This window comes from Pseudoprimorskyibacter insulae, from assembly GCF_900302505.1.
Lineage (GTDB): Bacteria > Pseudomonadota > Alphaproteobacteria > Rhodobacterales > Rhodobacteraceae > Pseudoprimorskyibacter > Pseudoprimorskyibacter insulae.
Map to the genome: position 1 here is coordinate 60,908 of NZ_OMOJ01000008.1, position 25,409 is coordinate 86,316.

21 protein-coding genes, 1 tRNA gene and 3 pseudogenes are annotated in these 25,409 nt (G+C 59.0%); 12 read left to right on the forward strand and 13 right to left on the reverse strand.

The annotated features are described in order from the left end of the window. Positions 1-11 precede the first annotated feature (11 nt). Both PRI8871_RS15520 and PRI8871_RS15525 read right to left on the reverse strand, forming a co-directional pair. On the reverse strand, positions 12-590 hold the full coding sequence (locus PRI8871_RS15520; protein ID WP_108887162.1) for a 50S ribosomal protein L21: 579 nt from the start codon (positions 588-590) through the stop codon (positions 12-14). A 200-nt stretch (positions 591-790) separates the two neighbouring features. Next, positions 791-1,603: a DUF2059 domain-containing protein gene (locus tag PRI8871_RS15525; protein WP_108887163.1), complete on the reverse strand. Its 813-nt coding sequence runs from the start codon at positions 1,601-1,603 to the stop codon at positions 791-793. A 162-nt stretch (positions 1,604-1,765) separates the two neighbouring features. Here PRI8871_RS15525 and PRI8871_RS15530 point away from each other — a divergent pair. From PRI8871_RS15530 to PRI8871_RS15565, 8 genes are all read left to right on the forward strand, one after another. Further along, positions 1,766-1,855, forward strand: a tRNA-Ser gene (locus PRI8871_RS15530). Between the two features lie 303 nt (positions 1,856-2,158). Then, positions 2,159-7,285 carry an Ig-like domain-containing protein gene (locus PRI8871_RS15535; protein ID WP_108887164.1) on the forward strand — a complete coding sequence of 1,709 codons (5,127 nt, stop codon included), beginning with the start codon at positions 2,159-2,161 and terminating at the stop codon, positions 7,283-7,285. A gap of 162 nt (positions 7,286-7,447) precedes the next feature. Beyond that, positions 7,448-8,437 carry a 1,2-phenylacetyl-CoA epoxidase subunit PaaA gene (paaA, locus tag PRI8871_RS15540; RefSeq protein ID WP_108887165.1) on the forward strand — a complete coding sequence of 330 codons (990 nt, stop codon included), beginning with the start codon at positions 7,448-7,450 and terminating at the stop codon, positions 8,435-8,437. Further along, on the forward strand, positions 8,437-8,841 hold the full coding sequence (locus tag PRI8871_RS15545; RefSeq protein ID WP_108887166.1) for a VOC family protein: 405 nt from the start codon (positions 8,437-8,439) through the stop codon (positions 8,839-8,841). The genes paaA and PRI8871_RS15545 overlap by 1 nt, the downstream gene beginning before the upstream one ends. A 4-nt stretch (positions 8,842-8,845) precedes the next feature. Next, positions 8,846-9,130, forward strand: a complete 285-nt coding sequence (paaB, locus tag PRI8871_RS15550; RefSeq protein ID WP_108887167.1) for a 1,2-phenylacetyl-CoA epoxidase subunit PaaB — start codon at positions 8,846-8,848, stop codon at positions 9,128-9,130. Continuing rightward, a complete protein-coding gene (paaC, locus tag PRI8871_RS15555) occupies positions 9,130-9,885 on the forward strand; it encodes a 1,2-phenylacetyl-CoA epoxidase subunit PaaC (RefSeq protein ID WP_108887168.1) in 756 nt (251 codons plus the stop codon). Before paaB ends, paaC begins: the two co-directional genes overlap by 1 nt. Positions 9,886-9,887: 2 nt before the next feature. After that, the gene (paaD, locus tag PRI8871_RS15560; RefSeq protein ID WP_108887169.1) at positions 9,888-10,346 is read left to right on the forward strand and encodes a 1,2-phenylacetyl-CoA epoxidase subunit PaaD; all 459 of its coding nucleotides are present in this window, start codon (positions 9,888-9,890) and stop codon (positions 10,344-10,346) included. Between the two features lie 10 nt (positions 10,347-10,356). After that, positions 10,357-11,433 (forward strand): 2Fe-2S iron-sulfur cluster-binding protein, encoded by a 1,077-nt coding sequence (locus PRI8871_RS15565; RefSeq protein WP_108887170.1) that lies wholly within the window; start codon positions 10,357-10,359, stop codon positions 11,431-11,433. Positions 11,434-11,504: 71 nt separating this feature from the next. On the opposite strand, the gene PRI8871_RS15570 is transcribed toward PRI8871_RS15565, so the two are convergent. The 3 genes and pseudogenes from PRI8871_RS15570 to PRI8871_RS15580 form a co-directional block, all read right to left on the reverse strand. After that, on the reverse strand, positions 11,505-12,101 hold the full coding sequence (locus PRI8871_RS15570) for a M10 family metallopeptidase C-terminal domain-containing protein (RefSeq protein ID WP_108887171.1): 597 nt from the start codon (positions 12,099-12,101) through the stop codon (positions 11,505-11,507). Positions 12,102-12,182: 81 nt separating this feature from the next. Next, a pseudogene (locus tag PRI8871_RS15575) lies at positions 12,183-12,935 on the reverse strand (IS3 family transposase); the annotation flags it as partial. Between the two features lie 26 nt (positions 12,936-12,961). After that, positions 12,962-13,684, reverse strand: a pseudogene (locus tag PRI8871_RS15580) (IS3 family transposase); the annotation flags it as partial. A gap of 60 nt (positions 13,685-13,744) precedes the next feature. Here PRI8871_RS15580 and PRI8871_RS15585 point away from each other — a divergent pair. Next, positions 13,745-14,900 (forward strand): annotated as a pseudogene (locus PRI8871_RS15585) (IS3 family transposase). Between the two features lie 199 nt (positions 14,901-15,099). Here the strand turns inward: PRI8871_RS15585 and PRI8871_RS15590 are convergent. The 5 genes from PRI8871_RS15590 to paaG form a co-directional block, all read right to left on the reverse strand. Next, positions 15,100-15,375, reverse strand: coding sequence for a transposase (locus tag PRI8871_RS15590; RefSeq protein WP_108887173.1), 276 nt, complete (start codon positions 15,373-15,375; stop codon positions 15,100-15,102). Between the two features lie 479 nt (positions 15,376-15,854). Next, the gene (locus PRI8871_RS15595; RefSeq protein ID WP_108887174.1) at positions 15,855-16,451 is read right to left on the reverse strand and encodes a TetR/AcrR family transcriptional regulator; all 597 of its coding nucleotides are present in this window, start codon (positions 16,449-16,451) and stop codon (positions 15,855-15,857) included. A 4-nt stretch (positions 16,452-16,455) separates the two neighbouring features. After that, entirely contained in the window at positions 16,456-17,766 is a 1,311-nt protein-coding gene (gene paaK, locus PRI8871_RS15600) for a phenylacetate--CoA ligase PaaK (protein ID WP_108887175.1), read from the reverse strand. Positions 17,767-17,778: 12 nt separating this feature from the next. Then, positions 17,779-18,204, reverse strand: coding sequence for a hydroxyphenylacetyl-CoA thioesterase PaaI (gene paaI, locus PRI8871_RS15605; protein WP_108887176.1), 426 nt, complete (start codon positions 18,202-18,204; stop codon positions 17,779-17,781). Further along, entirely contained in the window at positions 18,201-18,992 is a 792-nt protein-coding gene (paaG, locus tag PRI8871_RS15610; protein ID WP_108887177.1) for a 2-(1,2-epoxy-1,2-dihydrophenyl)acetyl-CoA isomerase PaaG, read from the reverse strand. Before paaG ends, paaI begins: the two co-directional genes overlap by 4 nt. Before the next feature lie 118 nt (positions 18,993-19,110). Between paaG and paaZ the strand changes: the two genes are divergently transcribed. The 3 genes from paaZ (at position 19,111) to typA (ending at position 23,991) form a co-directional block, all read left to right on the forward strand. Further along, entirely contained in the window at positions 19,111-21,141 is a 2,031-nt protein-coding gene (paaZ, locus tag PRI8871_RS15615; RefSeq protein WP_108887178.1) for a phenylacetic acid degradation bifunctional protein PaaZ, read from the forward strand. A 30-nt stretch (positions 21,142-21,171) separates the two neighbouring features. Next, entirely contained in the window at positions 21,172-21,948 is a 777-nt protein-coding gene (locus tag PRI8871_RS15620; RefSeq protein ID WP_108887179.1) for a PaaX family transcriptional regulator C-terminal domain-containing protein, read from the forward strand. 225 nt (positions 21,949-22,173) lie between these two features. Continuing rightward, on the forward strand, positions 22,174-23,991 hold the full coding sequence (gene typA / locus PRI8871_RS15625; protein WP_108887180.1) for a translational GTPase TypA: 1,818 nt from the start codon (positions 22,174-22,176) through the stop codon (positions 23,989-23,991). 42 nt (positions 23,992-24,033) lie between these two features. On the opposite strand, the gene PRI8871_RS15630 is transcribed toward typA, so the two are convergent. The 3 genes from PRI8871_RS15630 to PRI8871_RS15640 all read right to left on the reverse strand — a co-directional run bounded on the left by PRI8871_RS15630 (position 24,034) and on the right by PRI8871_RS15640 (position 25,362). Beyond that, complete coding sequence (locus PRI8871_RS15630; protein WP_108887181.1) at positions 24,034-24,309, reverse strand: hypothetical protein; 276 nt, start codon at positions 24,307-24,309, stop codon at positions 24,034-24,036. A gap of 147 nt (positions 24,310-24,456) precedes the next feature. Next, positions 24,457-24,729 (reverse strand): hypothetical protein, encoded by a 273-nt coding sequence (locus PRI8871_RS15635; protein WP_108887182.1) that lies wholly within the window; start codon positions 24,727-24,729, stop codon positions 24,457-24,459. Positions 24,730-25,074: 345 nt separating this feature from the next. Continuing rightward, complete coding sequence (locus PRI8871_RS15640; RefSeq protein ID WP_108887183.1) at positions 25,075-25,362, reverse strand: DUF1330 domain-containing protein; 288 nt, start codon at positions 25,360-25,362, stop codon at positions 25,075-25,077. Positions 25,363-25,409: the final 47 nt, after the last annotated feature.

The window sequence follows — 25,409 nt, forward strand, 5'->3', positions numbered from 1 at the left end:
TGGTCCTCTCCTTAGTTTGCGAGTTCTTTGGCCTGCTCGACCCACTCAGGCTTCACCTTGACGGCATCGAACGATGCGGCGTCAACAGCAGCCAGCTGAGCGAAAGTCGAAATGCCAGCGTCGTTCAGCTTTTTCGCAGCGGCCGGGCCAACGCCATTGATGGCGGTCAGATCGTCCGAACCTGCGGCAGCAGCAGCCGGTGCAGCAGCAGCGGCAGTCGCCGGAGCGGCAACCGAACCTGCGCCAACAGCCGATTTCACGCCCGAGTTGCCTGCGCCTTCGGCCAGGATGTCGGTAACGCGCAGCAGGGTCAGCTGCTGACGGTGGCCTTTGGTGCGCTTCGAGCTGTGCTTACGGCGGCGCTTAACGAAGTGGATGACCTTCTCACCTTTGATCTGGTCGATCACTTCAGCCTGAACAGCGGCGCCATCGATCAGCGGCGCGCCGACAACGACCGAGTCGCCACCAAGCATCAGAATGTCATTGAACTGGACTTTTTCTCCAGCATCTGCGGCCAGCTTTTCAACGCGGAGCACATCGCCCGCTTGAACTTTATACTGTTTGCCGCCAGTTTTCAAAACCGCGAACATGCGTGTCTTCCTTCGTGTTACCGCGTTCTGTGGCCCCTTGCGGAGTTGATGGCAAAAGCCGCCTCGAACAGCGCGTCCTTTGGGACGATCGTGTATAAAAAACGAAAGGCGGGGCCGAAGCCCCGTCTTGACGTTGGCGCTGTATCTGCGCCCTGCCCGTCAATGTCAAGCCTTTTGCCCCGGAAATGCGCAGCTTTCCCTTACAGATCGCGCACATCCATCTGGCGGGCAATCGCCAGCCCGAGTTGATACGAGATATCGTTGTACATTTTATCAAAGGCCCCGAACAGCACCCGGTTCAGCGATTGCCCCTCGGCGCTATGCGACAAGGCGATATAGGTGTTCAGTTCGTCCTCGGGCAGCGGCTGATAAGCCATAAGCAAATAGGCATAGACCCAATCGCGCGTGTCTTGCCGGGTGTTGTCCTCATCCGACCAGATATCGGCCACCACCTCGTTCAGGTCCATATCCAGCGCGCCGCCTTCGATCAGGCCGCGATAGAAATGGAACTGGCTATTGAGCGCCGACACCACGTTATAGTCGACCAGATCGTTGGCTTCGACATAGCGCGTGACCGCCGCCAGTCGCGGATCATCTGTCCCGTCAATCCCAGTGAAGAAATCGCGCGACGCCTCTTCCACCGACGGGTCAGAGATCGCCCGACGGGCCGACATCTCTAGGCCGACGATCCGGCGACCGATGTCCGTTTCAAAGAACGACAGCAGCGGCGCGATATCGTCTTCGGACAGTTCGGCATCGAATTGCGCCTGAATCACCGACTTCATCGCGCCGGTGTCGTAAATGTCCGACACGTTGCGCTTCCACGCCTCGGTCGCACCATCGGGCAGCATGCTGGCGGCCAAATCGTCGCCATAGATCAACCCTTCGTCGCGCAGCAGCGCCACCATGTCATCCATGCGCAGCGCTGACATCAAAGCCTCAGCCCCGCCAGCCCGCACCGGCCCCGCGACAAGCGTAAACAAAGCGGCAACCAAAGAAATAAAGCGGATCACGGCAAGGCCTCCTGCATGGCTCAGTCCCCCTTACAGTAATGCGCCCCCGCCCCCTTTCCAACCCGCCGAAACGGGCAAAGACAAAAGGGAAGAACTTTTTTCATTTTTCCTGTTGCACCCGCCTGAGCAGTTACTTATACGCCCCGCTACCAAGACCCCCGCGGAGAGGTGCCGGAGTGGTCGAACGGGGCGGTCTCGAAAACCGTTGTGGGTGCAAGCCCACCCAGGGTTCGAATCCCTGTCTCTCCGCCACTTGCCTTTGATTTCCTTGGGAAATCAGGCAAGGCGCATTTACTCCAGAAAAAAGCCCAAGCTTGATTACAGTGGCCTACTGACTGGCCCTGATGACCATGGTTTTTGCCATTTCTTAGGGTGGTGTCTGACACCGGTTAGAACGCGGCATTCCCAATGATCCGTTCTGCTCAGCTTAGCGTTTTGGATCATCCTCAAACTCCCCGCCCGGCACACGTACCAAGCCATCCGAATTGCTTTGGTGATTGACCATGCGTCAGCTACAATAGCGACATTCCAATCACGTATTTTCAGGGTGTCGCTATGGCTGTTTCGAATATTCATTATTTTTTCCAAATCGACCAACTGTCCGGGTCGTTTGAAGTTGATCGTGGCGAACCTGCTTTCCTGTTGGATTCGTTCACCTTCACGACGGAAGCCACGTTCAACGGGCTTCGAACCTCGGTCGCGGTCGATGCCGGCTTATCGCTGGATTTTGCGGCGGATGATGATCTTGCCGGATTGCTCGACCTGTTCGTGAGGGCGCCGTCAGACATAGATGCCCGCATCATCGGCCTTGCGGTCGATGGCGGCACCAACCAAATCGTCTATGACCTGCGGCTGCGTGATGTGATATTCACCGACCTGAATGATCAGTTAGGCTCTCTCGACGATCTGAGCCTTGTGTTCGGCTCCTTTAATTTGACCCGGTTCGTTGTGAACTCCGAAACAGGCTTGATCTCTGATGAGATCGCTATCGAGTACGACCTGATCGCTCAGCAGATCGATTCCGGCACGATCGCACCCGCATCACCGAGCACGGAGCCAGCGGCGCTGGGGGCCGGGCGATATTTTCTGGTCCTCGATGGCATGACTGGATCGAGCGTGCATCAAGACCTTGAAGGCGCGTTCGAAGTCATCGCCTATGACCAAAGCCTAGGCCGCGAATTGTCGGACGGCGGGCGCGTTGCATCGGCAGTGACCCTTGGCGACTTGCAGCTGGAAATAATACCCGGATCGGGGCTGACCGAAATCCTGGCCGCCGCCGCCTCGGGTGAGATTCTGACCTCGGCCCGGCTGGTTGGTGTCAGCACCTCAGAGACGGTGCCCGGTATCCTGCTTGATGCCGACCTTGGGAATGTTCGCATCTCCAGCGCTGAAACCGACGGCGAAACGGCGCATATCGGTCTGGAATACGACCAGATCAGCATGACACAGGTGGGCGTCGACCAATTTGCCGACGCAAGCACAATCCATACGTTCGAACATAATTACACAACCAATACCAACGCCGTCACGATTGCGACCGCGGAACCCGGAACACAGAACGGCAACGCCGGACTGACAGACAAGCTTTTGCTGAAAATCGAAGGCCTTGCCGGGGGAACCCAGATTGATGGCCAAGAAGGCGGGGTTGAGATCGAGGACTTCACCTTCGGGATTGCCCGCGAAGGTCAGGACGGCACGCGCACCACGTCTACCCTACAAAGCGAAGGTGTCAGCATTACGCTGAACGCAGACGGAATCTCAGACCAACTTTTGGAACTGATTGCGACCGCTCCGGACAACCTGAAGGGGGCCATCATTGGCATCGAACGAGACGGCCAAAAGGTGTTTGAACTGGATATTCGGGATCTGGTCGTGACCGAACTGGGGCTGTCGGACGGGCTGGATCAACTGGGCCTGAACTTTGAATCCTTCGGCTATACCGTTGAGACATTTTCTCGTTTGGACGGCACTCCTGAAGGGTCGGTTTCCATGGGGTTCGACCTGTTGCAGCAGGCGGCGCGGCTGGCCAACCCGGATGACGTGCAGGGCGTATCCTCGCAGCCTTATGCAGGCACACATGATTTCTATGCCATCATCGAAGGGTTTAACGGCGGCCGCGACCTTGGCGACCTCGAAGGCGCAATTCAGCTGAACGGGCTAGAATTCGCCTTTGACCAATTGTTCACCCTCGCCATTAGCGGCAGAACGCGGGAAGGCGCGATGAACGCCTCTGAGCTGTCGTTTGAGGTCGATGGCCCTGCGCTGGCCAACTATCTGGCCGGGCTGGAACTGACGGGGCAACAGCTCTCCAGCCTGCGTGTGGTTGGGATGGATCAGGCCGCCCGGACGACGTTTGAGGCCAGCTTCACCAATCTGGGCATTCAAAACGTGGACAGTTCAGGCGATGCCAACGGCGAAAGCAGCGGCGCATCGCTGGAGTTTGAATCGGTCCATATCAAGACCTTCAAATTTGACGAACAGCAGGGGCCAATTCCGGCGACCGAATTCGGCTTTGATTTCACCACCAGAACCGCGACTGACAGCGCGGGCAACGCCCCGAACACCCCCGACAGCGACATATCACCAATCAGCGTGAACGATCACTACCTGATGATCGAAGGTCTGGCGGGCGGCGTACAGGATCGAGAAGATCAGATCCGAAACGCCTTTGAAATCATAGACTACTCTTTCAGCATCCCGAAGCAGACGACCGATCGGTTGACCCCGGAATTTACCGTCACGCTTGACTTGCATTCCGAAATCACCCCGCTGATCGAGGCGATGATGACGGGGCAAGCCTTTGAAAGCATCGAACTGATCGGACTGGCCGGTGAAGACTTCCCCAGACAATCGCAATCGACCTTGCTGGGCAATGCGCGGATCTCAAACATCACGGTGAATGAGAGCGATATTGTCTTGGAGTTTGCCTTTGAACAGTTCGAATCCAAGACATTCGGCGTAGATCAGTTCCAAGCCCGCCAATTGATAAATGAAACCAAGTTCAACTTGGAAACAAACCTCCCGGACGCCAGTGTGGAAAACCCATCGGGCTTTGGCGAAGGGTCATCGCTGATTGACCTGACCTTTGAAATCTTCATCGACGGTCTTACCGGGCCCAGCGTGAACGGCGGCTTTGTCCTTCCCGGTTTCACCTTTGAGGGGCTGAACGACATCACAACCCGCGGCGCCAAGACCACGATCAATGAACTGGGCCTGATCTTGGAGGATGATGAGGTGTCGACCTTCCTGATGGGCCACCTTCTGACCGGCACCCAGATCGAGGCGGTGCGCATTGTCGGATACCATCCTTTCGGCTTGGATGAGATGTTTGACCTGCGCCTTGCCGGTGTAAACGTGTCGCATATCGAAGACAGTCCCACTTCCGATCAGGCCAGTCTTTCCTTTAAGAAGTTCCAGTTCGCGACAGGTTTTCGCGACCTCAAGAACGGAGGAAACAATCCGCTGGGCGACCCCTTCGGCTTTGATCTGGAAACGCTGTTGCCCCTCACTGACGCCCTGCCCCTGCCCTCGGGTGAAACCGTCAACACTGGCCCCGATGCGGTGGACGACAGCTTTACCGCCGATGTTGGCACCACCATCGAAGGCAACGTGCTGTTGAATGACACCGACGCAGAAGGCGACCCGTTGACCGTGTCTTTGGTCACCGGCCCTGCCGAAGGAACCTTGGTTCTGAAAACGGATGGGACGTTTATCTATGACAATGCCGCCGGCTCTGATGCTGCGTTCACCTATAAGGTGACCGACGGCAAGGGCGGCGAAGATACGGCCTCGGTCAATTTCACCTTTACCGTTCCCAACAATCCCCCCTTGGCTGTGGATGATGCATTCAGAACGCAGGTCAAAACCACAGTGTCTGGCAATGTGCTGGACAATGACAGCGATCCTGATGGCGATCCACTGACCGTGCATTTGATGGAGAACCCTAAATTCGGCAATCTGGTCATGAACAGGGATGGGACGTTTGCATATATCAACACGGATGACACGGCCACCGAAGACAGCTTTGTTTACTTTGCGGTGGATGGAAAATTTGGCTCTAGTACGGCCACCGTCACCATCACGCTAGATCCTGTCCCGGCCAACACACCGCCGGTTGCGGTGGAAGACAGCTTTGACATCGACCGCACATCTGTCCTGCAAGGCAATGTTCTGGCCAATGACAGCGACGCCGACAAAGATCCGCTGACTGTGACGATCAAAACCGATCCGCTGTTCGGCAAGTTGACGATGAAAACCGACGGGGATTTCGAATATACCCCGATCGATGAAAAGGCGGTCGAGGACGTCTTTATCTATGTCATTGATGACGGCAATGGCGGCACTGCTGAAGGCAAAGTGCTGATCAACATCTCAGGCAAGTTCAACACGCCGCCCGTTGCCGTGGATGACGAATTCTCAACCGAAACCAATGCAGTGCTGAAAGGCTCGGTCCTTGAGAACGACAGCGACGCCGACAAAGACCCGCTGGTTGTTTCGGTCAAAACCGAACCCAAGTTCGGCAAGTTGGAGATGGGCGCTGACGGCACCTTCGCATACACCCCATCCGATGACACCGCGACCGAGGACACATTCACCTATACTGTTCAGGACGGCGCTGGCGGGTTTGCCGATGCGACCGTTCTGATCAAACTGACCAAGCCCAACACGCCGCCCATCGCGGTGGATGATGACTTTACCGTCAACATCAACGACGGACTGTCCGGCAACGTTCTGCTCAATGACAGCGATCCCGATGGCGATCCCCTGACGGTCACACTTTTGGACGCGCCCAAAAACGGCAGTGTCCAGCTCGAGGAAAACGGCAAGTTCACCTATTTCGTGACCTTCGATCTGGCGGGCAGCGACAGCTTTACCTACACGCTGCTGGACTCCAAAGGTGGGTCTTCCACGGCGACGGCATCGATCTTGTTCGTTGAACCGGTTGAACAACCGAATGTCCTGCAAGGCACCGAAGGGGATGACGCATTGACCCCTGTCATCACCGACCGCGCAGTCACGATCGAAGCGCTCGGCGGCAATGACAAACTGTTTGGCACCGAACATGACGACACGCTGAAAGCAGGCGATGGCAGCGACACCGTGGTTGGCGGCGCGGGCAATGATCTGATCGAAGGTGGCACGACCGACAATGACCTGCGCGATGTGGTCTTTGCGGGCGGCGGCAATGACACCGTGGACGGCGGCGCGGGCAACGACGAACTGCGCGGCGATGCGGGCGATGACTCGCTTCTGGGCGGCAAAGGCGTCGACACGGTGATCGGCGGCGACGGCAACGACACCCTGACCGGCAGCAGCTTTTCGGACCTGCTGTTCGGCGGCAATGGCGATGACTTCATCAACGGCGGGTTCGGGTTTGACCGGGTCAATGGCGGAGCGGGCGCGGATAAGTTCTTCCATATCGGCGCGTTCACCCACGGATCGGACTGGATTCAGGACTATACCGCCGCGCAAGGCGACATCCTGCACTATGGTGCCGGGGCGACCAAAACCGACTTCTTGGTGCAGCGTGCCTTTACGCCGAACGCGGGCGATGCCAGCGTGTCCGAGGTCTTTATCACCCACAAGGGATCCGGCGTATTGCTATGGGCGCTGGTGGATGGCGATGCCCAAAGCCAGTTGATCGTTCAGTCCGGCGGGAACCAGTTCGACCTACTGGCGTAGTCGGAGAGGGCACCTATGTGTGCCCGCCTGCCCTCACTCAAAAGGGTTACAAAAATTTCAATGATGACGAACATCGGTAACATTTAGATTGCAACGAATCGTCGTTTCGCTTATCCCGACCATGCGGTCGGTGATACTGACCGCCATAAGGGAGGATCGTCTATGTATGCGCAAATGGTGAAATCCACCGGCAACCTGAAATCCCGAGAGGAGATGAGCCCCGAGGAGGCCGCCTTTCAGGATAAGGTTGATGCCGACATCAAGATCGAGCCGCGCGACTGGATGCCCGAAGGCTATCGCAAAACGCTGATCCGCCAGATCGGCCAGCACGCCCACTCTGAAATCGTCGGTCAACTGCCCGAAGGCAACTGGATCACCCGCGCCCCCACGCTGGAACGCAAGATGATCCTGCTGGCCAAGGTGCAGGACGAGGCGGGCCATGGTCTGTATCTCTATTGCGCCGCCGAGACGCTGGGCGTCAGCCGCGATGACCTGACCGAACAGCTGCTGTCGGGTCGCATGAAATATTCGTCAATCTTCAACTACCCCACCCTGAACTGGGCCGATATTGGCGCGGTTGGCTGGCTGGTGGATGGCGCGGCGATCATGAACCAGGTGCCGCTGCAACGCACCTCCTACGGCCCCTATTCCCGCGCGATGATCCGCATCTGCAAGGAAGAAAGCTTTCACCAGCGTCAGGGCTACGACATCATGATGAAGATGGCCCAAGGCACGCCCGCGCAAAAGCGCATGGCGCAGGATGCGCTCAACCGCTTCTGGTATCCGTCTCTGATGATGTTCGGCCCGTCGGACGCGGAATCCGTGCACTCGGCCCAGTCTTTGGCGTGGAAGATCAAGATCAACTCAAACGACGAGCTGCGCCAGAAATTCGTCGATCAGACGGTGCCACAGGCCGAATACCTTGGCCTGACGATCCCCGACGAAACTCTGGCCTGGAACGAGGAAAAGGGCGGCTATGACTTTGCCGAGCCCGATTGGTCTGAGTTCTTCCAAGTCCTTAAGGGCAACGGCCCCTGCAACGTAGACCGCCTGACCGCCCGCCAAAAGGCATGGGACGATGGCGCATGGGTCCGCGATGGGTTGATGGCCCACGCCGAGAAAAAGCGCGCCGCCAAAGTGGCTGCGGAATAATGGGCACCCGGCGTGCTATGCCGGTGCTGCAAGTCTCGGACGTGCGGGCATCGGCGGCCTTCTATGAACGTGCCGGGTTTTATTGCGGCGGGCAATGGGCCGAAGACGAGGATGTGTTCTTCGCCATCGTCCAGCGCGGAGAGGTCACGCTTGGCCTTCAGTTGCTGCGCGAACCGCTTCGCGTGAACACCCATTGGGCCGCTTACATCTATGTCGATGATGCCGAGGCCTTGCGACAGGAATTTACCGAGGCCGGGCTTTCTCCGACCGAGATGAACCGCCCGCAGCATTACGGCTGCATCGACTTTGATATCCGCGACCCCGACGGGCACCTGATTGCCTTCGGCCAGTCGCTTGATCCGACGCCCGGCCCCGGTCTGGGCCCGAACCAAGGAAAGGGATAACGCCATGTCCAAAGAATGGCCCCTGTGGGAAATCTTCATCCGCGGCCAGCACGGCCTGAGCCATCGCCATGTGGGCAGCCTTCACGCGCCCGACGCGGAAATGGCGATCAAGAACGCCCGCGATGTCTATACCCGCCGCAATGAAGGCGTCAGCATCTGGGTGGTCGAGGCGGCCAATATCACCGCCACCGCACCCAGCGACAAAGGCCCGATCTTTGAGCCGTCGCAAAGCAAGGTGTACCGTCACCCGACCTTCTTCGATATCCCTGACGAAATCGGGCATATGTGATGAGTGAGGCTCTGTTCGAATTCCTGTGCCGGATGGGCGACAACACCCTGATCCTCGGGCACCGCGTTTCGGAATGGTGCGGCCATGCCCCCGTTCTGGAAGAAGACATCGCGCTGGCCAACACCGCGCTTGACCTGCTGGGCCAAACCCAGATGTGGCTTGGCTATGCCGCCGAGGTTCAGGGCGAGGGCAAAACCGCCGATGATCTGGCCTTCCTGCGCGATGCGTGGGACTTCCGAAATGTGCTGCTGTGCGAATTGCCGAACGGCGATTTTGGCCGCACGCTGATGCGCCAGTTCCTGTTTGATGCCTTCAACGTGACCGTGCTGGGCTATCTGCAAAACTCTAAGGATCGCCGCGTCGCCGAGATCGCCGAGAAGGCCGCCAAAGAGGCCGCCTATCACGTCGAACGCTCGGCCGATACGGTGGTTGGCCTTGGTGACGGCACCGAAGAAAGCCACGCCCGCATGCAGGCCGCGCTGGACTATCTGTGGCCCTATGTCGGCGAGATGTTCGACAGTGACGCCGTGGATCTGGCCCTGTGCGAATCCGGAATTGCGCCTGATCCCAAAAGCTTGCGCGCCGAATATGATGCGCTGGTTCAGCGCGTGATGGCCGAGGCGACGCTGACCATCCCCGAGGATCCGTTTCATCACACCGGCGGGCGCACGGGGCGGATGCATACGGAACATCTGGGCCATATCCTGTGCACGATGCAGTGGCTGCAACGCGCCTATCCGGGCGCCACGTGGTAACCATGCGCCCCGAGGTCGCGCAAATCTGGGCTTGGCTCGACACGGTGCCCGATCCGGAAATTCCGGTCATCAGCCTTGTCGATCTGGGGATCATCCGCGATGTCGCCTATGAGGGCGAGACCTGCGTTGTCACCGTCACGCCTACCTATTCGGGCTGTCCGGCAACGCGGATCATCAACCTCGATATCGACACCGCGCTGCGGGGCCACGGCCTGAGTCAGATCGAACTGCGCCAGCAACTCTCGCCCGCATGGACGACCGATTGGCTATCGGACAAGGGCCGCGCCAAGCTGGAGGAATACGGCATCGCACCGCCCCAGCCCGCTGGCGGCCCTGCGCGCTGCCCGCGCTGCCAATCGACCCATGTGGAAAAACTCAGCCAGTTCGGCTCGACCCCGTGCAAGGCACAGTGGCGCTGCACCGACTGTCTGGAACCGTTTGACTATTTCAAGTGCATCTGAGGGAGGACCTATGGCGCGCTTTCACCCACTCGAAGTGACCGGCATCCGCAAAACCATCCGCGACGCCGTGGTCGTCACCCTGAAGCCCGTCAATGGCGCGGCTTCGGAGTTTGATTTCACCCAAGGCCAATACCTGACCTTCCGCCGCGATTTCGACGGCGAGGAACTGCGCCGCTCCTACTCGATCTGCGCGGGCAAGGACGATGGCATCCTGCAAGTCGGCATCAAGCGTGTGGACGGCGGCGCCTTTTCAACCTGGGCCAATGAAGAGCTCAAGATCGGTGACGTGGTCGAGGCGATGCCCCCCATGGGCCGCTTCTTTACCGCGATCGAGCCTGAAGCGCGCAAATCCTATCTTGGTTTTGCAGGCGGGTCGGGCATCACGCCGGTTCTGTCGATCATCAAGACCACCCTCGCCCGCGAGCCGAACTCGGATTTCACGCTGGTCTATGCCAACCGCGCCGTGAACACGATCATGTTCCGCGAAGAGCTGGAAGACCTGAAAAACACCTATATGGGCCGCTTTACGGTGATCCATATCCTTGAATCCGACGCGCAGGAAATCGACCTGTTCACCGGCCTTGTTACCGAAGAAAAATGCGCGCAACTGTTCAACTCGGGCTGGATTGATATCGGCGAAGTCAGCACCGCCTTTATCTGCGGGCCGGAACCGATGATGCTGGGCATTGCCGCCGCGCTGCGCAGCGCGGGCCTCAAGGATGAGCAGATCAAGTACGAGCTGTTCGCCAGTGGCCAGCAAGGCCGCGCCAAGCAAAAGGCGCGAAGCCTTGCCGAAGACGCCGCACACCACAGCACCACGGCGACCATCACGCTTGATGGCTCGACCCGCACAATCACCATGACCAAAGACACCTCGATCCTTGAGGCCGCCCACGCCAACCAACTTGACGCGCCCTATTCGTGCAAGGCGGGCGTGTGTTCGACCTGCCGCTGCCGCGTGATTGAGGGTGAGGTTGAAATGCTCGCCAACCAGGCGATTGAAGATGACGAAGTGGCCAAGGGCTATGTCCTAAGCTGTCAAGCCTATCCGCTGACCGACAAGGTTGTTGTGGATTACGATCAGTAAGCCGCAGATCTGAAACGAAAAAGGCCCCCAACCTGCGAAGGTCGGGGGCCTTTGGTATTCTAAAGGTCTGATTACAGGATGAAATCGCTCGAGGTCAGGGCGATGTTGCCTGCCAGCAAAATCGCGAAGTCATCGCCGCCACCGTCGACGTCACCGACCAGCAGCGTGTTGCCGCCGATGAACGAATAGGCCAGCGTACCGCCGCCCGTGGTCGCACCCGCGCCAAGGAAGACGAAGGCATTGTCGCCCGCCAGATTGGCATTCGCGTCCACTCCCTTCAGGTTGATGATGTCCCCATCGGCTTGGCTGAAGTCCATGATCGTGTCACGGGCGGTCGAGGTTGTGGTACTGTCGGTCGCGCTTGCGTAGACAAAGTAGTCTGCATCCGCGCCACCATAGAGCACATCCTTGCTGCCGCCGCCTGCGATCACGTCGGACCCATCGTTGCCTTCAAGCGTTTCCGACCCGCTGGCACCGACGATGATATCATCGGTGGCTGTGCAGGTATTGGTCGTCTTGAGGAAGCGGTCGCCATCGGTGGTTCGGAACACCTCGATCCGGTTGGTGGCCACACCCGAGAAGTGATCATCGATGATCAGTTTCCCGGTGCCGCCATCCTCTTCGACGATCAACTGATCGCCCGACCGGCGGAAGTGAAGTGGTGCCATCTTTTCGGACAGGTTCGCAGCGTTTCTAAGGTTTATCGGATTTAGGTTTCATGCTGCTTTCCGCTCTTCCAAGCCCGCCCAATATGCGTCGTCGGGCGTCTGCCGATCAAGTGCGGAATGAGGCCGCTCGGTGTTGTAGAATGCCATCCAGTCCTTGATGACGCGTCGAGCCTGAAAGCCGTCGGCGATCTCTTCGAGATAGATCGCCTCCTGCTTCAACGACCGCCACAGACGTTCGATGAAGATGTTGTCGAGGTATCTACCTCGACCGTCCATCGAGATGCGCACGCCCGCGTGAGTCAGCGTGGTGATCCAGGCCGCCCCGGTGAACTGGCTGCCCTGATCCGTGTTCATGATCTCGGGCGGGCCGTGTTTGGCGATAGTCTCGTTCAAAGCTTCAACACAGAAGTCCGCGTGCATTGTGTTTGACAGCCGCCAACTCAGCACCTTGCGTGTGGCCCAATCCATGATGGCGACCAGATACAGGAACCCGTTGCGCACCTGCACAAAGGTGATGTCGGCGCACCAGGCCTGATTGGGTCGGTCGATCTGCATCTTCCGCAGCAGATACGGGAAGACTGGATGCTGAGGATGCGGCTGGCTGGTCCGAGGGCGCTTGTAGATCGCCGCCAGGCCCATCTTGGCCATCAATCGCCTGACGCGATGACGCCCGACAACCTTGCCGCCTCTTCGTAGATAAGCGGCGATCTGACGGCTGCCGAAGAACGGATACTGGGTGAAGACCCGATCAATCTCTTTCATCATCGCCAGCGTGTCCGTGTCGATCCCGACCGGGATGTAGTAGAACGCCGACCGCGACAGCTGCACCAGTTTTGACCTGCCCCCCGATGGTCCCTCATTCATAACGAGAGTCTGCGGGTCTGGTTTTCATAATCTTGGGTTTCGGTTTGGGCAAGCGCGCCGGGCGCGGAGCCCTCAAATTGCTCAAGCGTCCGGCGCGCTTCTGCGGGCGTTTTGTTGCCAAGCGACGAGTGCGATCTGACATTGTTGTCGTCGTATCGCCAGAGCGCCAGCTTTCGGCGTGCATCGTCCAGGCTGTCAAACATCTCCTCGTTCAAGAGCTCGTCGCGGAGGCTGCCGTTGAATGACTCGATGAAGGCGTTCTGCTGCGGCTTGCCCGGATCGATGTAATGCCAGTCCACGCCATTGTCGTTCGCCCATTTCAGGATCGCGCGACTTGTGAACTCCGTCCCGTTGTCACTGACAATGCTGGCCGGCCTACCATAGATGCGCACCAGGGCATCCAGTTCCCGCGCCACCCGTGCGCCCGAGATGCTCGTGTCAGCCACCAGGCACAGGTTCTCGCGGCAGCAATCATCGTTCACCGCCAGGATGCGGAACCGACGGGACGCGCCGAACGTGTCGGACAGGAAGTCCAGCGACCAGCGCTTGCCAAGTCTCAGCGCCTTCGGCATCGGCGTCCGCGAGCCGCGCGCCCGTTTCCGGCCACGCCGCCGCCGGACGCCCAGCTTCTCCTCGGTGTACAGCCGATAGAGCTTCTTGTGGTTCATGATCATTCCCTTGCGCTCCAGCATCACCCCGATCCGGCGATAGCCGAACTGAGGTGCCCGTAGATTTGTAGACGCTTTGCTTGGTAATTTTGGAACCAAGGAGAGAGACAAATGTCAGCGCAAAATCGGTTCAGCGACGAGTTCAAGAAGGATGCAGTCAGCCAAGTTGTCGACCGAGGCTATTCAGTAGCTGAGGTGGCTGAGCGGCTTGGGGTGAGCAACAAGTCGATCTACACGTGGAAGGCCCAGTTCGCGAAGCCGGGCAACGCGCGCGAACGTGAGGATGAACAGGCGGCTGAGATCCGACGGTTGAAGCGGGAATTGGCGCGGGTCACTGAAGAGCGCAACATCCTAAAAAAGGCAACGGCGTACTTCGCTCGCGAGTCCCAATGAAGTACGCCTTCATCCGGGCGCATCGCGCGGAGTTCAGTATCCGGGCCATGTGCCGGGTGCTGCGGGTCCATTTCAGCGGATTCTATGCCTGGCTTCGAGAGCCGCTGAGCCTTCGGGCCCAGGAAGATGTCCGCCAGACGGAGCTGCTCCGGCAGGCTTGGCAAGAGAGCGGTAAGGTCTATGGCTACCGCAAACTGTGCGATGACCTTCGCGACCAAGGAGAACGTATCTCGGAGAACCGGGCGGCGCGGCTGGCTTCCCTAGCCGGTGTGGCCGTCCACATAGGTTACCGACGTCGTCCCGGGCGCTATGGCGGCAAGCTCGCTGTCGTGGCGGAGAACAAGCTTGAGCAATGTTTCGAGGCGTCAGCCCCGGACCAGACCTGGGTGACCGACATCACCTACATCCGAACTCACGAGGGCTGGTTGTATCTCTGCGTCGTCATCGACCTGTTCTCACGCCGCGTGATCGGCTGGTCGGCCCAATCTAGGATGACAACGGATCTCGTCTTACAAGCCCTGCTCATGGCGATCTGGCGTCGAAAGCCTTCAGACAAGGTCAAACTCCATTCGGATCAGGGCTCGCAGTTTACCAGCCGAGAGTGCAGACCTTCCTTCATCAACACAATCTGGAAGCCAGTATGAGCCGGCGCGGCAATTGCCATGACAGAGCAGTGGCCGAAAGTTTCTTCCAGCTGCTAAAGCGAGAGCGGATCAGGCGGAAAACCTATCTAACACGCGATGACGCGCGGCGGGGCGTGTTCGAATACATCGAGATGTTCTACAACCCCAAACGCAAGCACACCAACAACGGCATGCTGTCGCCCGTTGACTTCGAGATTAGACAGCAGAAACTGAAACAGGCAGGTGTCTAGGAAACTAGGGGCACCTCAATCACCCCGATGATCTGCGCCTCGGTGAAACACCTCTTTCGCATTCGTTTGCTCCTTCAAAAGGTTGAGCAAACTCTACATCAGAACGAGGGAAGTTTCGGGGGGCAGGTCAGTTTGCATTGCTGACTGATACTCAGATCTGGGTGATCCCGCTGTATCATCGAACGCTTCTTTGCTGGGCTCACCTTTCGAGCCCTTCCGACAAAAAATCATTCTCGACCGCCAGCCTCCCGATCTTGGCGTGCAGCTCTTTTACCTCCGCTTCTGTTGGGCCGTTCTGCTTGCCGCCCGAAAACACATCCGCCATCCCATCGATGGCTTGCCGCTTCCATGTGCTGACTTGGTTTGGGTGCAATTGATGCTTCGCGGCAATCTCTTGCACGGTCTTATCGCCACGCAGCGCTTCCAACGCCACCTTGGCCTTAAACTGATCTGTAAAGTTCCGGCGCTTTGCCATTCTCGTATCCCTTCAAAGGTTTGGGATACACCTTAGCTGACTGTCCAGTTTTCTGGGACCACTTCAGTGGCGGATCAAGTCAACAAAACCGAGCCCAAACCGAGGTTGGGTATTCCTGCCTTTTTCCGTTACAGAATCGCTTAACGCATCAAGGGTTTAGACCATTCACGCCACATGAAATGTCGTGTCGATACGATCAATTGCGGCAAGTTGAACGCGCAAGCGACTGATAATATTAACACTCTATGAACGTAAAAATGTCATAAGCTTTGGCTGAATCGTTTTATTGCACACAATCCAAAGACGATCCGCAATTTCGACGTTTCGTCAAATAAGATGCAGAAAACTGAAATTTCCCCCTTATTGAAACCCGCGCTAGGCACCATCTGACGCAGTTTTTCACCGTCGCCGAATTCGGTAACTGGTGAAAACCGTCAATCCACCAAGTTTATCGTGAGAGTCGTATAGGGAAGACGCCCCTACACCCCTTGGACGCCCTTCAGGGTCATATCAGACACAAGCCGCGCGTAGTCTTCGCGCGCCTCTGGGCCCGCGCCGGTGTTCCACATGTAGTACCAGTTCAGCATGCCAAAAACCGACATTGTGACGGAGCGTAGTTTTTCGCCATCCTTGCCCAGAACATCTGGCGCGGTGTCGCGGATGATGTCCGAGACGAACACCACCATATCGCGCTGATAGGTGCGCAGGATGCGTTGCTGATCGGGGGGCAGTTTGCTGACGCCATTGATCTGAACGCGGTGTTCGTGATCGGCCCCGCGATAGGCTTGCAGGATTTCATGGATCACCCGGCGCAGCCGTTCCGCCGGATCGGCCCCCGTCAGATCCAACTCACACACCCGGTCGCGCAGCATCCGCAGATAGGTTTCAAGGATGTCGAACAGGATCGCATCCTTGCTGGTGTAATAGTGGTAGATGTTGGCCTTCGAAATCCCGCATTCCTTGGCCAACATCGTCATGGACGCCCGATCAAAGCCTTCGATTGAAAAGATCTTGGCCGCAGATTTCAGGATCTGTTCGCGTTTTTGATCGTGGTCGCTGGCGATGGTACGGGCCAAGGGCTTATTCCTTGCTGCGGTTGTCTTTGACGCGCACGGCCTTGCCTTCGGACCGGGCCACAGCGCCCGGATCTCCTACGACAATTTCAGTGCTAACGCCAACAACGTCCTTGATCCGCTTGGTCAGCATCCGCGCGGCGGCGGTTTTGCTGGCCTCATCGGCCATCGTTGGCAAAGCTTCGACATAGACGCGCATCGCATCCAGACGGCCCGAGGTATAAAGCTCGATCTGGAAATGCGGCGACAGACCGCCCGTCGCCAATAGCTGTTCCTCGATCTGGGTCGGGAAGACGTTGACGCCGCGCAGGATCATCATGTCATCGCTGCGGCCGGTGATCTTGGCCATCCGGCGCATCGACCGGGCCGTTCCGGGCAGAAGGCGCGTCAGATCGCGGGTGCGGTAGCGGATCATCGGCAGGCCCTCTTTGGTGAGGGTGGTAAAGACCAGCTCGCCTTCCTCGCCATCGGGCAGGACCTCGCCCGTGACCGGATCAATGATCTCGGGGAAGAAGTGGTCTTCCCAGATGACCGGGCCATCCTTGGTTTCGACGCATTCGTTCGCCACGCCCGGCCCCATGATCTCGGACAGGCCGTAGATATCAACGGCATGCATATCAAAGGCGGCTTCCACCTCTTTGCGCATCGCATCGGTCCACGGCTCGGCCCCGAAGATGCCAACGTTGAGCGAGCTTTCGCGCGGATCGAGGCCCATCTTGTGAAACTGCTCAAGGATATTGAGCATGTAGGACGGCGTCACCATGATCGTGGACGGTTTGAAATCGGTGATCAGTTTCACCTGACGCTCTGTCTGACCGCCCGAGACCGGCACAACCGTCGCGCCCAGCCGTTCGGCCCCGTAATGCGCGCCAAGCCCGCCGGTGAACAGCCCATAGCCATAGGCGATATGCACGATGTCACCGGGGCGCGTGCCGCTGGCCCGCATGGAGCGCGCCACCAGATCGGCCCAGCGGTCGATATCGCCCTTGGTATAGCCCACAACCGTCGGCTGGCCCGTGGTGCCGGATGAGGCATGCACGCGCACGATCTGATCGCGCGGCACAGCAAACAGGCCAAAGGGGTAATTGTCGCGCAGGTCATTTTTGTAAGTGAAGGGAAACTTCGACAGGTCCGAAAGCTGTTGCAAATCGTCGGGATGCACGCCCGCCTCATCAAAGCGCTGCTTGTACATCGGCACGTTGTCATAGGCGTGGCGCAACGACCATTTCAAACGCTCAAGCTGAAGCGAGCGGATTTCGTCAATCGAGGCGATCTCGATCGGGTCAAGGTCGGCGCGGTTGGGGGTGAGGTCTTTCATCGGGGGACTCTCTTATTCTTCGAACAACTGGCCTTTGATCGCGCGGCAAAAGCCCCGGAATTCAGCGATCAAGGTGCCATCTTGGTTTTTCACGGTCACGTCGTAGATACCGCTGCGCCCGGTGGTCGAAACCTCGCGCGCATCGGCGGTCAGCACGTCGCCAATGCGGCCCGGTGCGATGTAGGAAATCACGTTGTGCTGGGCGACGGTGTTCTGATTGCGGCTGTTGCAGGCAAAGGCAAAGGCGCTATCGGCGAGCGTAAAAATGATCCCGCCGTGGCAAATGCCGTGGCCGTTGGCGTGGCGTGGCAGCACCTCCATGGTCATCGTTGCGCGGCCTTCGTCGACCTCGGCGATCTGCATACCAAAGCTCTGGCTGGCGCCGTCATCGCGCCACAGCGCCTCGGCGGATTTCTGGGCGCGTTCCTTGGGGGTCATTCCCGCTCTCCGGTGAAGTTGGGTTTGCGCTTTTGCAAAAAGGCGCTGACGCCCTCGGCGTAGTCGGGGCTTTCGCCGCAGATCTTCTGGAAGCGAGCTTCCATCTCGATCTGCTCGTCAAAGCTTTGGGTGGTGGCGGCGTTGATCGCCTGCTTGGTCAGGCCAAGGCCAACGGTCGGGCCATTTGCAAATTTCTCGGCCATGGCGCGGGCGGCGGGCATCAATTCGTCATCGGGCAGCGCCTGCCAGATCAGGCCCCAATCCTCGGCCTGTTTGGCCTTGATTGGCGTCGCGGTCAGGGCAAGCCCCTTGGCGCGGGCCGGGCCAAGCAGACGGGTCAAAGACCACGTACCGCCCGCATCAGGCACCAGCCCGACATTGGCAAAGCTTTGAATGAACTTGGCGCTGTCGGCGGCCAAAACGATATCGCAGGCCAAGGCCACATTGGCCCCCGCGCCTGCCGCCACGCCATTCACCGCGCAGATCACCGGCAGTTCGAGCGAGCGGATCAGCGTGACCAGCGGGATGTAGAATTTCTTGAGGGTCTGGCTGAGGTCGGGCTTGCCCGTCATCTTGGCCGGATCGCGATCGCCCAGATCCTGCCCCGCACAGAAGCCGCGGCCCGTACCTGTCAGCAAAACGCAACGCGCACCATCGTCCCGCGCGGCCTCAAGGGCGGCACGCAAGGCCAGATGCATTTCGTCGTTAAAACTGTTGAGCCGATCCGGCCGATTGAGTGTAATCTCGACCCAGCCTGCGTGCTGTTGCACCAGAATCGTATCGCTCATCGACGATGCCCTCCCTGTTCCTTCCGACAAGACTGTTGCGTAAACCGACCGGTTGGTCAATAAATAATTAACGCATCGGCCAAGGGGCCGGAATTTCGATTCCCGTGGGAGGACGGACATGACCATTCAGCAGATCGCCAGCTATGCCGCAGGCCAGTGGATTGCCCCCGGCGCAGGCGCGCGTTCGATCAAATCGGCCATCACTGGCGAGGTGATCGCAAGCGCGGGAAACAATGCGCTAGACGTCGAGGCGATGCTGCACCACGCCCGCACGGTTGGCGGCCCTGCCTTGCGTGCCATGACCTTCCACCAGCGCGCCAAGATGCTGAAGGCGCTGGCGCAATACATCGGGGAACACAAGCAAGCGCTCTATGATCTCAGCTTCAACACCGGCGCGACGCAATCGGACGGGATGATTGATATCGACGGCGGCATTGGCACGATGTTCGTCTTTGCCTCAAAAGGCCGCCGCGACATGCCCGATGGCCATGTCTATGTGGATGGAGAGCCGGAAAGCTTTACCAAGACTGGCAATTTCATGGGTCAGCACATTTGCACCCCGCTGCAAGGCGTGGCCGTGCATATCAACGCCTTCAACTTCCCCGTTTGGGGGATGCTGGAAAAGCTGGCCCCGACCTTCCTTGCGGGCGTTCCCGCCATCGTCAAACCCGCCACCGCCACCTGCTATCTGACCGAGGCTTGCGTGCGTCTGATGCTGCAATCGGGGATTCTGCCAGACGGCGCGCTGCAATTCGTGGCGGGTGGTCTGGGCGATATGCTGGAACGGCTGACCTATCAGGATGTGGTCAGTTTTACAGGGTCCGCAGACACCGCGCATATGCTGCGCTCGAACGATCATCTGCTGCGCAATTCGGTGCGGTTCATGGCCGAACAAGACAGCCTCAACGCCTCGATCCTTGGGCCGGACGCCGCCCCCGGCACGCCCGAGTTTGACCTGTTCGTCAAAGAGGTCCACCGCGAGATGACCGCGAAAGCAGGTCAGAAATGCACCGCCATTCGCCGCATCATCGCCCCCGAGGCGCAGGTGCCCGCGCTGATCGAGGCGCTGTCGGACCGGCTGGGCAAAACCCTGATCGGCGATCCCCGGAGCGAGGCAACGCGCATGGGCGCGCTGGTCTCGACCGCGCAACGCGCCGACGTGCTGGAAAAGGCCGCGCTGATTGGAACCGAGGCCGAGCGTGTGTTCGGCGATCCCAATGCCTTCACCGTTGAGGGCGCAGACGCCGTGAAAGGCGCCTTCCTGACGCCGATGCTGTTCCATTGCGCCTACCCCGATGCCGCGCAGCGCGTGCATGACACCGAGGCCTTCGGCCCCGTCAGCACGATCATGGGCTATCGCGATCTGGGCCATGCGATTGATCTGGTCAATCGCGGCGGGGGCTCGCTTGTGGCCTCGGTCATCACCCATGATCCCAGCGTGGCGCGCGAAGTGGCCATGGGGGCTGCGGCGCATCACGGGCGACTTTACTTCAACAACCGCGACTCGATGAAGGGCAGCACGGGCCATGGCTCGCCCCTGCCCCATCTAGTGCATGGCGGCCCCGGCCGCGCTGGCGGCGGCGAGGAAATGGGCGGCGTGCGCGGCGTGATGCATTACATGCAGCGCACCGCCATTCAGGGCAGCCCCGATATCCTGACCGGGATCACCGGCCAATGGGTGCCGGGTGCCAAGGAAATCACCGCCCCCGCGCATCCCTTCACCCGCACATACGGCGAGCTGTCGATTGGCGAGACGCTGAACACCGCGCCCCGCACCGTGACGCTGGACGATATTGAACACTTCGCCCATTTCACCGGCGACACCTTTTATGCCCACATGGATGACGATGCCGCCAAGCGGAACCCGTTCTTTCCGGGCCGTGTGGCGCATGGCTATCTGCTGCTGTCCTTCGCGGCGGGCCTGTTTGTGGAACCAAACGAAGGCCCCGTGCTGGCCAACACCGGCCTTGATACGCTGCGCTTCATGAAGCCGGTGCAGGCGGGCGACGCCATCAAGGTGCGCCTGACGGTCAAGAAAAAGACCCAGCGCACGGGCGAGTATGGCGAAGTGAAATGGCATGTGACGCTCACCAACCAAGACGATGACACCGTCGCGGAATACGAGCTGCTGACGATGAACGCCTATTGAACGCCCCCTTCCCGCACTTATAGTCGGCCCATGGCTGTTACGCTGGAAACCATCGTTCAAGACGCACAAACATGCGGACCGCTCAAGGCGTGGTCCGTCATTGTCACGGTTTTGGGCGACCTTCTGCCCAACGCGCAGGCCCGGATATCGGGCGGCGCATTGGGCCAAATCCTCGAACCGCTGGGCATTTCCAACCAAACGCTGCGGGTCGCCCTGCACCGGCTTAAACGTGACGGCTGGGTGACCAGTTTCAAAGACGGGCGGCAATCCTTCTATGGGCTGACCTCGCGCGGCTGGGACATGTCGCAGGCCGTGGTGCCTTTGGTCTATGGGCCACACACACAGGCGCAGGTCTGGCTGGCGATTGCGCCGCCCACGCTACAAGCCGCCGAGGTTCAGGACATCGCGCCCGACGATGCGCTTCAGATCAGCCCGCGCTGCATGGTGATCGGCGAAGCCCCCGGCGCGGCGCTGGCCGATTGGCTGACCAGCCCCCTGCAGCCCGGTCAAACGCCGGGCTGGGTGCGCGATGCGGTGGCGAATACCGACCACCGCGCCGCCTATCGCGCCCTTGCCCAATTGGCGACGCAGGCAAAGGGCATCGCCGTTCAGCCGCTGTTCCTGCGCACCACGCTGCGGATCTTGGCGTTTCACCATTGGCGGCGGATGCGTCTGCGCGATGGATACTTGGCCGATGCGCTGATGCCCGAGCGGTGGGAAGGTGCCCAAGCCCGCGATGCGGTTATGGCCCTGCTGGCCGATTACCCGCGCCCAGATCTGGCCGAGCTTGAGAGCGCGCGGTCCTGACCAGCCACCGACAATGCAAGGCGCCGCCCTCAGATCGTCGCCACCGCCGCCGTTGCTATGGACGACATGCGCCGCAAAAGGATCGCTCTTGATGCGGCAACGCGGCGTAAACGTGCCACCATTCGGCCTCTGCGGCCATTTTTCCGCGTCTGTGCGACTATCGGCTCTGGTCTTTTGCCGCAGGCACGGGTAGGCGACCGCCAAACCTATGGAAAGGCCCCCCTCATGGACCTGCGCAATATTGCAATCATTGCACACGTTGACCACGGCAAAACCACGCTTGTGGATGAACTGCTGAAACAGTCCGGTGCATTCCGGGAAAACCAGGCCGTGGCAGAGCGCGCCATGGACAGCAACGATCTGGAACGCGAACGCGGGATCACCATCTTTGCCAAGCCGACCTCGGTCGAATGGAAAAACAACCGGATCAACATCGTTGATACCCCCGGCCACGCCGACTTTGGCGGCGAGGTTGAGCGTATTCTGAGCATGGTAGACGGTGTGGTTCTGCTGGTGGACGCCGCAGAAGGCCCGATGCCGCAAACCAAATTCGTGACCTCCAAAGCGCTGAAACTGGGCCTGCGCCCGATCGTGGTGCTGAACAAGGTCGACAAGCCCGACGCCGAACCCGACCGTGCGCTTGACGAATGCTTTGATCTTTTCGCCTCGCTTGACGCTGACGAAGATCAGCTGGATTTCCCGCATCTGTACGCCTCGGGCCGCAACGGCTGGTGTGATGCCGATCTGGACGGGCCGCGCAAGAACCTCGATACGCTGTTCAAGCTGATCGTCGATCACGTGCCTGCCCCCAAGCAGATCAAACATCAGGACGAAGATTTCCGTATGCTGGCCACCACGCTGGGTGCTGACCCGTTCGTGGGCCGCATTCTGACGGGCCGCGTTGAAACCGGTCGCGCCAAGGTTGGCCAGACCGTTCAGGCGCTGACCCGCCACGGCCAGAAGATCGAACAATTCCGCGTGACCAAGATCCAAGCGTTCCGTGGCCTGCAAATGCAGGATATCGACGAAGCGGTTGCCGGTGATATCGTGTCTTTGGCTGGCATGTCGAAGGCCACCGTGGCCGACACCATCTGCGCCCTTGCCGTGGATAAGCCGCTGGAAGCGCAGCCGATCGATCCGCCCACCATCACCGTGACCTTCGGCATCAACGACAGCCCGCTGGCTGGTCGCGATGGCAAAAAGGTTCAGTCGCGCGTGATCCGTGACCGCCTGATGAAAGAGGCCGAGTCCAACGTTGCGATCAAGATCAAAGACACCCCCGGCGGCGAAGCCTTCGAAGTGTCCGGTCGCGGCGAACTTCAGATGGGCGTTCTGATTGAAAACATGCGCCGCGAAGGGTTCGAGCTGTCGATCTCGCGCCCGCAGGTGATCATGCGCGAAGACGAAAACGGTCAGCGTATTGAGCCGATCGAAGAATGCACCATCGATGTGGATGACGAATATTCGGGCGCGGTGATCGAAAAGCTAACCGGCACCCGCAAGGGCGATCTGGTGGAAATGCGCCAGAACGCTGGCAAAACGCGCATCGTGGCCCATGTGCCGTCGCGCGGCCTGATCGGCTATCACGGCGAATTCCTGACCGACACGCGCGGCACCGGCGTTCTGAACCGTGTGTTCCATTCCTGGGCCCCGTACAAAGGCCAGATCCCCGGCCGTCGCGCGGGTGTTCTGATCTCGATGGAGAACGGCGAAACCGTGGCCTATGCGCTGTGGAACCTCGAAGATCGCGGCAAGATGTTCCTTGGTGCGCAAGCGCCCGTGTACACCGGCATGATCATTGGCGAGCATAGCCGCGACAACGATCTGGAAGTGAACCCGCTGAAAGGCAAAAAGCTGACGAACGTGCGCGCATCGGGCACCGACGAAGCCGTGCGCCTGACCACGCCGGTCACCCTGTCGCTGGAAGAGGCCATTGCCTATATCAACGACGACGAACTGGTTGAGGTCACGCCGAACGCGATCCGTCTGCGCAAGCGCTACCTGGATCCGCACGAACGCAAGCGGATGGCCAAACAAGCCTAAAACGAAAACCCCGGCCTCAGCGCCGGGGTTTTTCTTTGGGGGTCAATCGCAGGGAATTTCCACGAGCAGCTTGTAGGCCGGTTCGATCTCATGGCGGAGTTCGCGGTAAATCGCGGGGTCTTCCACCAGTTCGATCCGCCCATTGCGGCGCACGTATTTTCGGATCGGAGGCGAAATCAGACGCTTTTCCACCTCATAGGTGGCGGGCATCATCTTTTCCTCATAGCAGGCAATCAGCCTTTCATGCGGATCCCGTGCGGCCCAAGCCGGGGTGGATAGCGCCAAAATAGCGATGCTCGATACAACTGCCTTGCGCATTTCGTTCTCCGGTCCATGCGATAATGACGGTTAGCATCGTTTGGGATTTTGGCACAAATGGGTTGGCTCTGTGTTTTTCAGACGATTTTAGCAACAAAAAAGGCGCGGCCGAAATTGCCGCGCCTTTGATGTGCTAAACAGCAGGCCTTACTTGCAAGGCGCCTGAACCGCTACGTAGTGGCCGGCTTCTTTCAGGTGCTTGGACTGCTTGTAGACCGCAGGGTAATAAACCTTGACCATTTGGCCCTTCTTATTGTGTTCCCACTCGCTGTGGGCGGCCATGATCAGTTTTTTGCTATAGTCATATTTTGCGGGAACCCACACTTTGTCGTAGCAAGCCACGACTTGACCTTCCCAAGCAAATGCCGGTGCGGCGAAGGACGATGCGACCAGTGCGGCGCCAATGAGCAACTTTTTCATGATATTTCTCCCAGGTGAAAAAACTTTGGTGGGGAAAGACTAGCGAATATCTTTCGATCCAAGCGAGGGTAATTCCGGACCTTGACGCTCAAATTCGGGATTTTCGCGAAATTTTCACGGTCTGACACGCGATCTGTGGCCCAGAGGCCATAGTTTTGCCGCATTTTGGGTGAAACGGATCATTCTGATACGTTTCGATTTCGGTAACAATCCGATACTTTTTTTAAATTGTCGGCAAAACAGAAACTTACAATCGCCATTATAGCGAATCAAAAGCCCGCACTCAGCTTGAAACTGAATGCGGGCAAAAGCAATTCATGGTCAAACCGACCGGCCAATCGCCGCTTAGTCGGTCAACTCAACAATCACCAGATCGCGGTCAGCTGCGCCTTTTGCGTGAGACAGGGCCGCTTGATACGCGTCGGAATGATAGCAGGCTTCCGCCGCCTCAACGCTGGGGAATTGGGCGACCACATTGCGCGGGCGGTCCTTGCCTTCCAGTTGGACATAGCGCCCACCACGGGCCAGAAACTTGCCGCCATGTTCGGCAATCGCCGGGCCAGCCAATGCCGCGTATTTGCCGTAAGCTTCGGCATCATTGACGATGACATGCGCAATCCAAAGTGCATGCATGGGTCTTCCTTTCCAAAAGAACAAAGGGGCGCAGTTGCCCGCGCCCC

Excerpts from the sequence above, each read along its gene's own strand:
- PRI8871_RS15520 (WP_108887162.1), bottom strand. The coding sequence starts at position 590 with ATGTTCGCGGTTTTGAAAACTGGCGGCAAACAGTATAAAGTTCAAGCG.
- PRI8871_RS15535 (WP_108887164.1), top strand. The coding sequence starts at position 2,159 with ATGGCTGTTTCGAATATTCATTATTTTTTCCAAATCGACCAACTGTCC.
- paaA (WP_108887165.1), top strand. The coding sequence starts at position 7,448 with ATGTATGCGCAAATGGTGAAATCCACCGGCAACCTGAAATCCCGAGAG.
- PRI8871_RS15545 (WP_108887166.1), top strand. The coding sequence starts at position 8,437 with ATGGGCACCCGGCGTGCTATGCCGGTGCTGCAAGTCTCGGACGTGCGG.
- paaB (WP_108887167.1), top strand. The coding sequence starts at position 8,846 with ATGTCCAAAGAATGGCCCCTGTGGGAAATCTTCATCCGCGGCCAGCAC.
- paaC (WP_108887168.1), top strand. The coding sequence starts at position 9,130 with ATGAGTGAGGCTCTGTTCGAATTCCTGTGCCGGATGGGCGACAACACC.
- paaD (WP_108887169.1), top strand. The coding sequence starts at position 9,888 with ATGCGCCCCGAGGTCGCGCAAATCTGGGCTTGGCTCGACACGGTGCCC.
- PRI8871_RS15565 (WP_108887170.1), top strand. The coding sequence starts at position 10,357 with ATGGCGCGCTTTCACCCACTCGAAGTGACCGGCATCCGCAAAACCATC.
- PRI8871_RS15570 (WP_108887171.1), bottom strand. The coding sequence starts at position 12,101 with ATGGCACCACTTCACTTCCGCCGGTCGGGCGATCAGTTGATCGTCGAA.
- PRI8871_RS15590 (WP_108887173.1), bottom strand. The coding sequence starts at position 15,375 with ATGGCAAAGCGCCGGAACTTTACAGATCAGTTTAAGGCCAAGGTGGCG.
- paaK (WP_108887175.1), bottom strand. The coding sequence starts at position 17,766 with ATGAAAGACCTCACCCCCAACCGCGCCGACCTTGACCCGATCGAGATC.
- paaI (WP_108887176.1), bottom strand. The coding sequence starts at position 18,204 with ATGACCCCCAAGGAACGCGCCCAGAAATCCGCCGAGGCGCTGTGGCGC.
- paaG (WP_108887177.1), bottom strand. The coding sequence starts at position 18,992 with ATGAGCGATACGATTCTGGTGCAACAGCACGCAGGCTGGGTCGAGATT.
- paaZ (WP_108887178.1), top strand. The coding sequence starts at position 19,111 with ATGACCATTCAGCAGATCGCCAGCTATGCCGCAGGCCAGTGGATTGCC.
- PRI8871_RS15620 (WP_108887179.1), top strand. The coding sequence starts at position 21,172 with ATGGCTGTTACGCTGGAAACCATCGTTCAAGACGCACAAACATGCGGA.
- typA (WP_108887180.1), top strand. The coding sequence starts at position 22,174 with ATGGACCTGCGCAATATTGCAATCATTGCACACGTTGACCACGGCAAA.
- PRI8871_RS15630 (WP_108887181.1), bottom strand. The coding sequence starts at position 24,309 with ATGCGCAAGGCAGTTGTATCGAGCATCGCTATTTTGGCGCTATCCACC.
- PRI8871_RS15635 (WP_108887182.1), bottom strand. The coding sequence starts at position 24,729 with ATGAAAAAGTTGCTCATTGGCGCCGCACTGGTCGCATCGTCCTTCGCC.
- PRI8871_RS15640 (WP_108887183.1), bottom strand. The coding sequence starts at position 25,362 with ATGCATGCACTTTGGATTGCGCATGTCATCGTCAATGATGCCGAAGCT.